Consider the following 12,349-nt stretch of genomic DNA (forward strand, 5'->3'; position numbering starts at 1 on the left):
GTAATGGATCCAACGCTCGAAGAGGTCAAAAAAAGGGCCGAGGAGCGCGAGGTTCTGCTGGATCTTGAGAACGTTTCTCTCTCCTTTGGCGGCGTTAAGGCAATCACGAATATCTCTTTCAATATCAAGAAGGGGGAAATTCGGGCGATCATTGGTCCCAATGGTGCTGGCAAAACGTCCATGCTCAACGTGATCAATGGTTTTTATCAGCCTCAGGAAGGTGTGATCACCTTCAATGGTGAGAAGCGCAAGTCTATGAAACCGCACCTTGCGGTTAGTCAGGGTATCGCTCGAACTTTCCAGAACGTTGCTTTGTTTAAGGGCATGTCCACGCTGGATAACATCATGGCGGGACGTGCAACGCGGATGAAGCGGAACATGTTTTGGCAGATGCTCTATTGGGGCCCTGCTCAGCAGGAAGAAATCGAGCATCGAAAGAAGGTTGAGGAAATCATCGACTTTCTTGAAATCCAGCATATCCGTCGCACACCAGTGGGAACGCTTCCTTACGGCTTGCAGAAGCGTGTTGAGCTTGCCCGCGCGTTGGCGATGGAGCCAGAACTGCTGCTGCTTGATGAGCCGATGGCAGGGATGAACCTGGAAGAGAAAGAGGACATGAGCCGTTTCATTCTGGATGTGAATGATCAGCTCGGCACTACGATTGCTCTGATTGAGCATGACATGGGTGTTGTGATGGACCTTTCCGACCGTGTCGTTGTTTTGGACTATGGCCGCAAAATCGCTGATGGCGTGCCAGAAGAAGTGCAGAGCAACCCAGAAGTTATTGATGCCTATCTGGGCGTGTCACACTAGGGAGCACCCCATGGAAACGTTTTATAATGTACTAATTGATCCATTTGTTCAGATGTACGGAATGCCGGACTTCTTTCTACAGGTGTTGTGGGAAGGTCTCGTCTCTGGTGTTCTTTATGCGCTGATTGCACTTGGTTTCGTTCTTATCTTTAAGTCCTCGCGCATCTTTAACTTTGCGCAAGGCATCATGGTTGTGTTTGCTGCGCTGTCTTTGGTCGGCCTGCATACCTTCCTGGTTCCGTTTGTTGGCAACGAGTTTGTTGCTGCTGCAATTGCGATGCCGCTTACTCTTGGCATTATGTATGCGTTGGCAATGAGCGTTGAGCGTGTTGTGCTTCGTCCGCTTGTAGGACAGCCAGACATCATTCTGTTCATGGCGACTATTGGTATCACCATGTTCCTCATCGGTTTTGGTGAGTTTGTGTTCGGTGGTGAGAACAAGGTGATGATTACCGAAGCGCTTGGTATTCCAACGGGTGCTATTGAGTTTGAACCGTTCGGCGGCTTCCTTCTTCTGGAAGAAAAAGATGTGTTCGCGGTTGTCATGGCGATTGTGCTGGTTATCAGCCTGCTGGTGTTCCTGAACAAATCCGCGATGGGTCGTGCGATCCGTGCGCTGGGTGATGATCATACTGCAGCGTTGTCTGTTGGTATCTCCCTCAGCACTATCTGGGTTCTGGTCTGGTTTATTGCAGGCGTGATTGCTCTTGCTACCGGTGTCGTCTGGGGTGCTCGTGCAGGGGTGTCTTTCGCTCTTGAAGTGATTGCGTACAAGGCTTTGCCAGTGCTGATGCTTGGTGGTCTGGAATCTGTATCCGGCGCGATTATCGGCGGTATTGCCATCGGCCTTCTGGAAAAAGTCTTCGAAATTTACTGGGGTCAGCCTCTGTTTGGTGGCAACACCGAAACCTGGTTCGCCTTTATCTTTGCTTTGATTGTTCTGCTGTTCCGTCCGCAAGGGCTGTTCGGTGAGAAAATCATCGAGCGCGTGTAAGGGAGGCCTGACGTGTTTTACAGAACTTCTGGTCAGTTCAAAACGACCTATGAAAGTGATCAGGCGCTCTTCCCAATCAAGCAGGATATGGTCCTGCTGGTTGTGATCCTTGCCGCTATGTATGTGGTCTTTCCGATGTTCGCATCGGAGTTCACCTACAAGGCTCTGCTTGTGCCAGTGCTGATTTATTCTCTGGCCTCGCTTGGCCTGAATATTCTGACCGGTTATGCCGGGCAGCTTTCGCTGGGTACTGCGGGTTTCATGGGCGTTGGCGCTTATGCTTGCTACAAGATCACTACGATCTTCCCAGAAATGAACATCATTGTTGCGTTGTTCCTTTCTGGCTTCTTCTCTGCTGCGGTTGGGGTTGCGTTTGGTTTGCCGTCGCTGCGCATTAAAGGTTTCTACCTTGCGATTGCGACGCTTGCTTCGCAGTTCTTCCTGGTGTGGCTCTTTGAGAAGTGGGCGTGGCTTTACAACTACAATGCATCCGGCGCGATTGAAGTGCGCACCATGGACATCTTCGGTCTTGTTGTAACAGGCCCGAATGCGTCACCTATGGTTCAGTACTACTTTGTTCTTGGCATTGTTTCCGTCGTGACCTTTGCGATGATCAACCTGACACGTGGTCGTTATGGCCGTACGTGGAAGGCTGTTCGCGACATGGATATCGCTGCGGAACTGGTGGGCATCAACTTGATGCGTGCAAAGCTTTCTGCCTTTGCTGTCAGCTCCTATATCGTGGGTATTGCCGGCGCGCTGATGGTGTTTTTCTGGAAAGGTGCTGCTGAGCCAAATCTCTTTGATATTCCAATGAGTTTCCAGATCGTCTTTATCGCGATCATTGGTGGCCTTGGCAGTGTGATGGGGAACTTCCTTGGAGCGATCCTGATTGTGGCGCTGCCGGTTGTGCTGAACCTGCTGCCAGAAATGCTTGGTCTGAGCATTGGTTCTGCCACCATGGAACACGTCAACGTTATGGTGGTTGGTTCTCTCATTATCATGTTCTTGATTGTCGAGCCTCACGGTCTTGCGCGGTTCTGGGCGCTTATTCGTGAAAAGCTCATCATTTGGCCATTCCCTCACTAATAAAGAACTGCGGGAGCAGCTGGGGAATAGAGGAAATGGTCCGCGGCGGGAGCCGCAAACGCGGAGGAAAATATGAAACACTTTACGAACTTAGGTAAGGCTGTTGCAGCTGGTGCCCTTGCAGTTGCCATGAGCACTGCTGCAATGGCAGCAGACGGCCTTAACTTTCCAAACCTGACATACCGTACCGGCCCATTTGCGGGTACTGGTACGCCAATCATGAACGGCCAGCGTGACTATATGCTTATGCTGAACGAGCGTGATGGCGGTATCGGTGGTGTGCCAATCGATTACATCGAGTGTGAAACCGGTTACAACACCAACAAAGGCGTTGAGTGCTACGAGAAGACTAAGGGAGAAGCTCTCGTAACACAGCCATGGTCAACCGGTATCACTTTGCAGGTTATGCCGCGTACGAACGTGGACCGTATTCCAATTCTGGCACCTGGTTACGGTTTCTCGCCAATGTCAGACGGTGATACATTTGCCTGGGCGTTTAACCCACCAGTGTCTTACTGGGACGGCGCGTACATGATCCTCGACTACATTGCTAGTGGTGACATGTCTTCGCTGAAAGGTAAGAAGATCGTTCTTCTTCACCTTGACCACCCGTTCGGAAAAGAGCCAATTCCGCTTCTGGAAAAGCTTGCTGAAATGCATGACTTCAAGCTGGTTCCGATCCCGGTTGGTCTGAAAGAAATGCAGAACCAGTCTGCACAGTGGCTGCAGATCCGTCGTGAGCGTCCAGACAACGTCGTTATGTGGGGTTGGGGTGCTATGAACGCCGGTGCGATCACCGAAGCGGTTAAGACACGTTACCCGATGGAAAACTTCATTGGCATCTGGTGGTCTGGCTCTGATGCTGACCTGCAGAACGTTGGTGCAAAAGCGAAGGGTTACAAGTCTGTCAGCTTTAACGCTCCAGGTAACTTCCCGGTGCTTGAAGACATCCGTAAGCATGTTGTTTCCAAAGGCAACTCAGAAATCAAATCTGAAGCTGACATGGACACCATCTTCTATCAGCGCGGTATCATCATCTCCATGATCCTTGCTGAAGCAGCGAAAACTGCTCAGGACAACTTTGGTGAAAAGAATATCAATGCTGAACAGCTGCGCTGGGGCCTTGAAAATCTGGACATCACTGCGGCTCGCCTTGAAGAGCTGGGCATGAAGGGCATGACACCTCCATTGAAGATGGCTTGTGACAACCACACTGGTCACTCCGGTGCATGGATGCTTGAGTGGAACGGCGAAGAGTTTGTACAGGCAAGTGACCTGCTGACTCCAAACCGTGAACTGATCAAGCCGCTTGAGCTGGAAAAAGCTGCTGACTACGCGAAAAACAATGCTCCTTGGCCAGGTCGTGGCGACCTTGCTTGTAACTAAGCCTTGTTGTTTTTGGTTGGGCGCGGTGGTGCCCGACCAACCTATCTAATTCAAACAATCGGAATGTTCGCAGGTTAAGGCTGATCTCATGAACGCAATTGCAGAACAGACATCAAAATCCAAGGCACCAGCCGCTAACCTGCAGGTTGCCGAAGACATTTTGTCTATCAACAACATCGAAGTCATTTACGACCACGTGGTTCTGGTTCTCAAAGGTGTTTCTTTGACCGTGCCTAAGGGTGGTATTGTTGCTCTGCTGGGTGCGAACGGTGCCGGTAAGACAACGACCCTGAAAGCAATCTCCAACCTGCTGCAAGCAGAACGTGGAGAAGTGACGAAGGGCAATATTGTTTTTCAAGGAAAGCAAGTTCAGGCGCTTTCTCCGAACGAACTGGTTCAGCGCGGATGCATTCAGGTCATGGAAGGCCGTCGTTGTTTTGGTCACCTTTCCATTGAAGACAACCTGATGACAGGCGCTTACACCCGCAAAGATGGTAATGCCGAGATCAAGCGCGATCTGGAAATGGTGTATGACTACTTCCCGCGTTTGCGTGAGCGTCGGGGCTCCCAAGCAGGTTACACCTCTGGTGGTGAGCAGCAGATGTGTGCAGTGGGTCGTGCCTTGATGAGCCGCCCGGACATGATTTTGCTGGATGAGCCAAGCATGGGCCTTGCTCCTCAGTTGCAGGAAGAAATCTTTGAGATTGTGAAGAAGCTGAACAAGAATGAAGGTGTGTCCTTCCTACTTGCTGAGCAGAATACCAACGTTGCGCTTAAATACGCGACCTATGGGTACATTATGGAAGCTGGCCGTATTGTGCTGGATGGTGATGCAGATTCTCTGCGTGAAAACGAAGACGTGAAAGAGTTCTATCTAGGTGTCGGCGGAGAAGGGCGTAAATCCTTCCGTGATGGCAAACACTACAAACGCCGCAAACGGTGGTTGGCGTAATCTACATTAATTGAGAACTTGCCCCTCAAAACATGGGGGTGAACTGTCACAGGAAGTCAATGTATCTGGTTTTGAATAATCTGCATGCTGCTTATTGCTGCAAAAGGTATTTTGGAGGACCACATGCATTTTCTTTCTAAAGTGATTGTCGGGGCTGCGTTTTTGAGCGCGGCCTCTGTTTTGCCTGCTGCTTCTCAGGTGAAACTGGAGGGCTTCTTTCTTGCCGAGGAGGCCTGTCCAGCGTTTCAATCCTTCCGTAAGCAGACAAATCCGGGAAGTGTTTATGTGGAGCGCATGCGTGCCTATGAATTGCTTGGGAAGAACAAGTTGCAGGCATCTCATTACTTCATTCGCATGAATGGCGTAAATCCGACTGAGCGTTGGGTGGATGTTTCCTGTGGTCTGCATATGGTCGAAGTCGATGGTAGCGGACAAGGTGCTGACAACGGCTCTGACGATTCTTCGGGATCGAAAGTTATTCGCCCAGCTGTACAGGGGCCTTCTGCGGATGCGGAATTCCTGCTTGCCGCGAGCTGGCAGCCTGCTTTTTGTCAGACACACCAAAATCTGCCGGAATGTATCAACCAGACCGGTGAGCGTTATGACGCGGACCATTTTGCTCTTCACGGGCTGTGGCCGCAGCCGCGGGGGAATTTCTGGTGTGGGGTTACTGAAGCCCAGAAAAACCTGACGGACCGTGAAAATCGTCATCGGTTGAACTCAATCCGCTTAAGCGATCAGACGAGAGCAGAACTGAACAAAGTCATGCCAGGGGCGCAGTCCTATCTGGATCGTTATGAATGGGTCAAACACGGCACTTGTTACAGCGATAGTCCAGAAGAGTATTACGCTGAATCTCTCGACCTCATGGAGCAATTGAATAGCTCAGCTGTCCGTGATCTGTTTGCTGCCAATATCGGTGAGGTTCTGACCACAGCGCAGGTGCGTGCGGCGTTTGATGAAACGTTTGGTGCGGGCGCAGGGAACCGCGTTCAGGTGCGTTGCAAGGGTGGCTTAATTACCGAGCTCTTTATCAATCTAAAGGGCCGAATTGAGCCGGATACCCCGATGAGTGAGTTACTGTTGGCCGCGAAGCCAGTGCAATCTGATTGTCAGGGCCGTGTTGATCCTGTCGGGTTTAACTAGAGTACCTGTCCAATAAATTCGCGGGAGGCTTTCGTCTCCTGCTGGGAAAATGTTTGAGGCCATGGGAGGGCTTCTATGGGACACCAATATTTTGACGAATTGGAGATCCGGTCTCCAGAGGAACGTGAAGCCGATTTGATGGCTCGGTTGCCAGGGCAGATTGCCATGGCAAAGAGTGAGGCATCTGGTTGGGCGAAACATCTGGCAGATGTTGATCCAGCTGAAGTCACGAGCCGTGAAGCTTTGGCTAAGCTCCCTGTTCTCCGAAAGTCGGACCTTCTTGCTGCTCAGGCTGAAGAGCCCCCACTTGGCGGGTTTGCTGCTGGCGATTTCTCTACATACAAACGCATCTTTATGTCTCCGGGACCAATCTGGGAACCGCAGGGATCTGAAGCTGATCCATGGAAATCAGCTCGCGCGTTCCATGCGACTGGAATTCGTCCGGGCGATATCGTTCACAATGCGCTGTCCTATCACATGACACCGGGTGGGTTCATTCTGGATCAGGGTGCACGTGCATATGGTTGTGTGGTGTTTCCTGCTGGTATCGGTAATACGGATATGCAGGTTTCTGCGATCTCGAGCCTGCGCCCAACGGCTTATGCCGGTACTCCGGACTATCTGAAGGTTATTCTAGACCGTGCTGCCGAGTTGGGGGCGGATGTAAGCTCCATCAAGCATGGTCTTGTTTCCGGTGGCGCCCTTTATCCGAGCTTGCGTGAGGAATACGCAAATCGCGGCGTGAAGGTTCTGCAAGCCTATGCGACGGCTGATCTAGGTATCGTGGCTTATGAAAGTGAAGCCATGGAAGGCCTGATTGCCAACGAAGATTTCATTATTGAAATCGTTCGTCCAGGAACAGGAGAGCCTGTTGCGCCGGGTGAGGTTGGTGAGTTGGTCGTGACGACATTCTCGCCAACCTATCCGCTTATTCGTTTTGCAACGGGTGACTTGTCTGCAGTGTTGCCGGGTATTTCGCCGTGTGGTCGTACGAACATGCGCCTGAAAGGGTGGATGGGACGAGCAGATCAGCGCACCAAAGTGAAGGGTATGTTTGTTGACCCGGCACAGATTGAGCGCCTTCGCAAAAATGCTGGCGATGAAGCAGGGCGTGCACGCCTCTCAGTCGTGCGTCAGGGTGAGCAGGACCACATGATCCTGAAGGTGGAGACTGAAGCTGCGAGTGACGATTTTATCGCAGCCCTGAAAAAGTCTCTGAAAGAGCACACTGGCTTGAATGGTGATGTGGAGCTGGTTGCTCCAAATACCTTGCCAAACGATGGTAAAGTGATTTCTGACGAACGTGAAGTGACTGCATAGCAGCTTTTGATTTGATCGATTTTGAGAATGCCAGTCTGCGTATGTGGGCTGGCATTTTTCTATTTTGGGTAGTTTCACGGTAATAATCAGAAAATCATAGGGTTTGACCTTGGCGCGAGCATTGGGAAACTCTATTTAGCAATTGGATTGGATCTGATGCGCATAGGGGTCTCATGAACCAGAGCACAAGCGGTAACGCAACAAAGCAAGAAAACCACCCTCCGGTCTCCTTCGGGAAAGTGGGTGTGCTTCTCGTCAATCTTGGGACACCAGACGGGACAGATTACTGGTCCATGCGTCGCTATCTGGCAGAGTTCCTTTCGGACCGCCGCGTCATTGAATGGTCGCGCTTTCTCTGGCTGCCAATTCTCCATGGTATCGTGTTAAGTAAGCGCCCGCAGAAATCTGGTGCGGCTTACAAAGAGATCTGGAACAACGAGCTGGATGAAAGCCCTCTGCGCACCATTACGCGTGGCCAGTCGGACAAGCTTTCTGAGATGCTCTCGGGTCTGGGCGAAAATGTTGTTGTCGATTGGGCCATGCGTTATGGCAATCCATCCATTGCGAGCCGTCTTGATGCGCTAAAGGCAAAGGGATGCGATCGTATTCTCGTCTTCCCGCTTTACCCGCAATACTCAGCTTCGACGACAGCGACCGTAAATGATGAGGTTTTCCGCGCGCTTTTGAAAATGCGCTGGCAGCCGACCATCCGGATTGTACCGCCTTATCATGATGATGAGACCTACATCGACTCGCTTGCTGCTTCGATCAAGAACAAGATCAGTGAGCTGGATGAAGAGCCGGAGATGGTTCTGGCGTCTTTCCACGGTATTCCGCAGAGTTACTTCGATAAGGGCGATCCGTACCACTGCCATTGTCAGAAAACGACTCGCTTGTTGCAAGAGAAGTTGGGGTGGGATGCGACGAAGCTTCAGATCACCTTCCAATCTCGTTTTGGACCGGAAGAATGGTTACAGCCTTACACCGACAAGACAGTTGAGAAACTGGCAAAAGAAGGTGTCAAACGGATTGCTGTTTTGACCCCAGGTTTCGTTGCTGACTGCCTTGAAACTCTGGAAGAAATCGCTGGTGAAGCAGCGGAGATCTTTGAGGAACATGGAGGGGAGCAGTTTACGCATATTCCATGTCTCAATGATGCTCCTGAAGGTATGGCCGTGCTGGAGAATGTGGTTCGCCGTGAGCTTCAGGGCTGGATCTAGAAATTAAGTTTTAATTTACTATGTAAAGAAGAGCACTCGTTTCTTTTGGGAAGCGGTGCTCTTTGGCATTTATTCGTGCAGTTTTCTCTGGTTTTAATGGGACAAAGCTACGATAGTTTAGGCAAATTCCTCCAAAGGACTAATAGATATGGATATTTTGACAGGTAGTTCGATTACCGTCCTCATTTTAGTGGCCGTGATCATTTTTGTTGTATTTGCCGGCGCGAAGATGGTCCCACAAGGCTATAACTACACGGTTGAACGCTTTGGAAAATACAGGAAGACACTGCACCCGGGTCTGAACATCATCATCCCATTTATTGACCAGATTGGTCACAAATTGAATATGATGGAGCAGGTGCTTGATGTTCCTGCACAGGAAGTGATCACCAAAGACAACGCAACGATTACTGCTGATGGTGTGACCTTCTATCAGGTGTTGAGCGCCTCTCAGGCAGCCTACGAAGTTCTTGGTCTACAGAATGCGATTCTAAATCTGACCATGACCAACATTCGTAGTGTTATGGGTTCGATGGACCTGGATGAACTGCTCTCCAATCGTGATGAAATTAATGCTCGTTTGCTGCGTGTTGTTGATGCAGCCTGTGAGCCTTGGGGCGTGAAGATCACCCGCATTGAGATCAAAGACATTAACCCTCCAAATGATCTGGTTAATGCGATGGGTCGTCAGATGAAAGCTGAGCGTGAAAAGCGTGCTTCTATCCTGGAAGCAGAAGGCGCTCGGCAGGCTGAGATCGCAAAGGCTGAAGGTGTGAAGCAGTCACTCATTTTGGAAGCGGAAGGCCGCCAGCAAGCTGCTATGCGCGATGCTGAAGCGCGTGAGCGTCTGGCACAAGCTGAAGCTAAGGCTACCATGATGGTTTCTGAGGCGATTGCCAAAGGTGACATGGGCGCGATCAACTACTTTGTTGCAAACAAATATGTTGAAGCGTTTGGTGAACTTGCAAAGTCTCCAAACCAGAAAACTCTCATTCTGCCTATGGAAGCAACTGGGATGATTGGAAGCCTCGCCGGTATTGCTGAAATAAGCAAAGAAGTACTGAGGGACAACGAACACCGACGTTCCAGCCGCATTCCAAACACCGGTAATTCAGAGGGCTGATCGATATGCTGATTGAGCTGTTCCAAAACAGTATCGAACCTTGGGTTTGGTTTGCTTCCGGGCTTGTTCTTATTGGGCTTGAGTTGGCTGTTCCAGGCTCATTTCTGATCTGGTTTGGGGCAGCGGCTCTCGTTGTTGGTGCTTTGGTTGCATACTTTGATATGGACTGGCGTTGGCAGCTTGTGCTGTGGGGCGTCTTGTCCGTCAGCTTCCTCCTTATCGGTCGTCGTTTGACTGTTAAAGACGATGACAAAGAAGGTGATCCGCATCTCAATAAAAGAGGGAGCCGATATCAAGGGCGTGTGTTTGTATTGAAGCAAGCACTCGCTCATGGCAAAGGCACACTTGAGATCGGTGATTCCATATGGCGTGTAAACGGCCCGGATTTACCGGCAGGTGCCCATGTGAAAGTTGTCGGCCAAGACGGCACAACACTCATCGTGGAAGCTGCTTCTGAAGGTGAAGAAGCTTAAGATCTATTGGTATGGGTTGAAATCTGGTGGCAGCGGCGGCTCTTCTGCCATCAGCAGAACTGATATGCGACGGTTTGCTGCAAGATATGGATCATTTGGGAAGAGGGGCTCAGAATCAGCTTTTCCCACGACAGAATGAATGTTGTTTGAAGGCAGGCCATACTCGGAGAGAATCTGTCGCGCTGTGTTTGCGCGATCTGCTGACAACTCCCAGCCGGTTTCACTTGGAGCTGTGATGAGCTGTCCAGTTGTTGTGTGCCCGGTAATGCGGACACGGTTTGGCATTTTTGCCAGGACAGGCGCCATTTTAGCGAGAAGGCGTCTTGTGATCTCATAAGGGTATTTCGACCCTTCCGGATACATTGAACGGCCTTCCTGATCCACGATCAGAATGTTAAGGCCTTCGTCAGTTTCCTCAAGAATGATGTTGTTAGAGATCTCTGTGATCTCGGGCATCTCCTGAAATGCCTGACGGAGTGAAACAACTGCGGTTGCAAACTGCCTCGGCTTTTCGATATCTGCCTTCTTGGTGGTGTGAGTGTTTGCTTCCGGGCCTTGTTTGCGTTTTTCCGGATGGCTCTCAGTTGCAAAATCAGCGTCTGTAATTTGCTTCTCGTAGGTGATGTCTTTCATGAAATCGCGTAGTGGTACGCCTTCGATTTCAAGAACGCCTGCGCGTTTGGTCACCTGTTTGATGCCGAATGCGTCTTTGATAGAACCTGCAACGACTTGTAGTTTCTGCTTGTCCTGTACGGAAAACGAGATAATCAAAACAAAGAAGCACACAAGAAGAGACATCAAGTCAGCAAACGTAAGCATCCATGCGGGTGCGCCTGCGGGAGCTGATTTTTTTCTGCCTGCCATTGTGTTTCTCCCTTGCCCGAAGGACTAAGCTGCCGCTTCGATCATATCGCTGCGGCCTTTTTCTGGGATGTAAGCGAGCAACATTTCGCGGATCAGCGATGGGCTTTTGCTTTCACGAATCTGCAAAACGCCGTCGATGACGAGGGTTTGGTTTAGCTCTTCCTGCTCAAATTTGGAGTCCAGTTTATCGGCAACCGGGATGCACACAACGTTTGCGATGAGTGAGCCGTACAGCGTTGTCAGAAGCGCAATTGCCATGGAGGGGCCGATTGTGGATGGATCATCCATAGTCGCAAGCATCTGTACCAGACCGACAAGTGTCCCGATCATGCCAAAGGCAGGAGCTGAGTCGCCAAGCGCGCGGTATACGCGTGCGCCTTCATTCAAGCGGGTCAGGTAGAGGTCTCGCTCTTTCTCCATGGAGTCGCGAATGAGATTGTAGTCGTAACCATCAGCCACATATTGCATGCCTTTGGCGAGGGTCGGTTCCTCAATCTCGACATTTTCCAGACCGAGAGGACCTTCCTTACGAGCCGTTTCTGCAAGATGAGCGATATTCTCGACAAGCTCGCGAGGTTCAATTTTCTTATGGGTGAAAGCGAGTTTTGCTCCCATACCAAAAGCACTGAGCAACCCATTTAGAGGGAATCTGACGAGTGTGGCTGCGAGACCGCCACCAACCACGATCAAGATGGAAGGAAGGTCAACGAACTGACTGAAGCTTCCACCCAGAAAGATAGCTATCAGCACAGTTACGCAAGCAGCGATAACTCCGATTATCGTGGCTAGATCCATTTAGCTTACCCGAATGTGCGCCTATGATGAGGCAATTTAACTAGTGTTAATTTGGGGTATTAAGGCTAACCAAATCCTAATAAATGGGAAAAATAGGGTGGGGCTGTTGGAAGATGTGAACCAACGATGGCCTTGAGAAACAAAATGCCCGAGGATGGGGATCTCTCGGGCATT

12 protein-coding genes are annotated in these 12,349 nt (G+C 50.6%); 10 read left to right on the forward strand and 2 right to left on the reverse strand.

Annotation, left to right across the window (positions count from 1 at the left end; all coding sequences use genetic code 11):
• Nucleotides 1-3: 3 nt before the first annotated feature.
• The 10 genes from BM231_RS12980 (at nucleotide 4) to BM231_RS13025 (ending at nucleotide 10,516) form a co-directional block, all read left to right on the forward strand.
• Complete coding sequence (locus BM231_RS12980) at nucleotides 4-813, forward strand: ABC transporter ATP-binding protein (protein WP_181952012.1); 810 nt, start codon at nucleotides 4-6, stop codon at nucleotides 811-813.
• Nucleotides 814-823: 10 nt separating this feature from the next.
• Nucleotides 824-1,807: a branched-chain amino acid ABC transporter permease gene (locus BM231_RS12985; protein ID WP_093519985.1), complete on the forward strand. Its 984-nt coding sequence runs from the start codon at nucleotides 824-826 to the stop codon at nucleotides 1,805-1,807.
• Nucleotides 1,808-1,819: 12 nt separating this feature from the next.
• On the forward strand, nucleotides 1,820-2,896 hold the full coding sequence (locus BM231_RS12990) for a branched-chain amino acid ABC transporter permease (RefSeq protein ID WP_063291081.1): 1,077 nt from the start codon (nucleotides 1,820-1,822) through the stop codon (nucleotides 2,894-2,896).
• A gap of 72 nt (nucleotides 2,897-2,968) precedes the next feature.
• The gene (locus BM231_RS12995) at nucleotides 2,969-4,282 is read left to right on the forward strand and encodes an ABC transporter substrate-binding protein (protein ID WP_093519987.1); all 1,314 of its coding nucleotides are present in this window, start codon (nucleotides 2,969-2,971) and stop codon (nucleotides 4,280-4,282) included.
• 88 nt (nucleotides 4,283-4,370) lie between these two features.
• Nucleotides 4,371-5,234, forward strand: coding sequence for an ABC transporter ATP-binding protein (locus BM231_RS13000; RefSeq protein ID WP_063300987.1), 864 nt, complete (start codon nucleotides 4,371-4,373; stop codon nucleotides 5,232-5,234).
• 123 nt (nucleotides 5,235-5,357) lie between these two features.
• A complete protein-coding gene (locus tag BM231_RS13005) occupies nucleotides 5,358-6,380 on the forward strand; it encodes a ribonuclease T2 family protein (protein ID WP_208860328.1) in 1,023 nt (340 codons plus the stop codon).
• Between the two features lie 75 nt (nucleotides 6,381-6,455).
• Complete coding sequence (locus BM231_RS13010; RefSeq protein ID WP_093519991.1) at nucleotides 6,456-7,700, forward strand: phenylacetate--CoA ligase family protein; 1,245 nt, start codon at nucleotides 6,456-6,458, stop codon at nucleotides 7,698-7,700.
• Nucleotides 7,701-7,873: 173 nt separating this feature from the next.
• On the forward strand, nucleotides 7,874-8,920 hold the full coding sequence (hemH, locus tag BM231_RS13015) for a ferrochelatase (RefSeq protein WP_093519994.1): 1,047 nt from the start codon (nucleotides 7,874-7,876) through the stop codon (nucleotides 8,918-8,920).
• A 148-nt stretch (nucleotides 8,921-9,068) separates the two neighbouring features.
• On the forward strand, nucleotides 9,069-10,043 hold the full coding sequence (locus tag BM231_RS13020) for an SPFH domain-containing protein (protein ID WP_063298559.1): 975 nt from the start codon (nucleotides 9,069-9,071) through the stop codon (nucleotides 10,041-10,043).
• 5 nt (nucleotides 10,044-10,048) lie between these two features.
• A complete protein-coding gene (locus BM231_RS13025; protein ID WP_063290285.1) occupies nucleotides 10,049-10,516 on the forward strand; it encodes an NfeD family protein in 468 nt (155 codons plus the stop codon).
• Between the two features lie 3 nt (nucleotides 10,517-10,519).
• Here BM231_RS13025 and BM231_RS13030 read toward each other — a convergent pair whose 3' ends face one another.
• Nucleotides 10,520-11,380 carry an OmpA/MotB family protein gene (locus BM231_RS13030; RefSeq protein ID WP_093519996.1) on the reverse strand — a complete coding sequence of 287 codons (861 nt, stop codon included), beginning with the start codon at nucleotides 11,378-11,380 and terminating at the stop codon, nucleotides 10,520-10,522.
• A gap of 24 nt (nucleotides 11,381-11,404) precedes the next feature.
• Nucleotides 11,405-12,175, reverse strand: a complete 771-nt coding sequence (locus tag BM231_RS13035; RefSeq protein WP_008551696.1) for a motility protein A — start codon at nucleotides 12,173-12,175, stop codon at nucleotides 11,405-11,407.
• Nucleotides 12,176-12,349 lie beyond the last annotated feature (174 nt).

This window comes from Pseudovibrio ascidiaceicola (assembly GCF_900114245.1).
Classification (GTDB): domain Bacteria; phylum Pseudomonadota; class Alphaproteobacteria; order Rhizobiales; family Stappiaceae; genus Pseudovibrio; species Pseudovibrio ascidiaceicola.

What these genes read in the sequence shown, in the direction of transcription:
- BM231_RS12980 (WP_181952012.1), top strand. Translation starts at nt 4, where the DNA reads ATGGATCCAACGCTCGAAGAGGTCAAAAAAAGGGCCGAGGAGCGCGAG.
- BM231_RS12985 (WP_093519985.1), top strand. Translation starts at nt 824, where the DNA reads ATGGAAACGTTTTATAATGTACTAATTGATCCATTTGTTCAGATGTAC.
- BM231_RS12995 (WP_093519987.1), top strand. Translation starts at nt 2,969, where the DNA reads ATGAAACACTTTACGAACTTAGGTAAGGCTGTTGCAGCTGGTGCCCTT.
- BM231_RS13000 (WP_063300987.1), top strand. Translation starts at nt 4,371, where the DNA reads ATGAACGCAATTGCAGAACAGACATCAAAATCCAAGGCACCAGCCGCT.
- BM231_RS13005 (WP_208860328.1), top strand. Translation starts at nt 5,358, where the DNA reads ATGCATTTTCTTTCTAAAGTGATTGTCGGGGCTGCGTTTTTGAGCGCG.
- BM231_RS13010 (WP_093519991.1), top strand. Translation starts at nt 6,456, where the DNA reads ATGGGACACCAATATTTTGACGAATTGGAGATCCGGTCTCCAGAGGAA.
- hemH (WP_093519994.1), top strand. Translation starts at nt 7,874, where the DNA reads ATGAACCAGAGCACAAGCGGTAACGCAACAAAGCAAGAAAACCACCCT.
- BM231_RS13020 (WP_063298559.1), top strand. Translation starts at nt 9,069, where the DNA reads ATGGATATTTTGACAGGTAGTTCGATTACCGTCCTCATTTTAGTGGCC.
- BM231_RS13025 (WP_063290285.1), top strand. Translation starts at nt 10,049, where the DNA reads ATGCTGATTGAGCTGTTCCAAAACAGTATCGAACCTTGGGTTTGGTTT.
- BM231_RS13030 (WP_093519996.1), bottom strand. Translation starts at nt 11,380, where the DNA reads ATGGCAGGCAGAAAAAAATCAGCTCCCGCAGGCGCACCCGCATGGATG.
- BM231_RS13035 (WP_008551696.1), bottom strand. Translation starts at nt 12,175, where the DNA reads ATGGATCTAGCCACGATAATCGGAGTTATCGCTGCTTGCGTAACTGTG.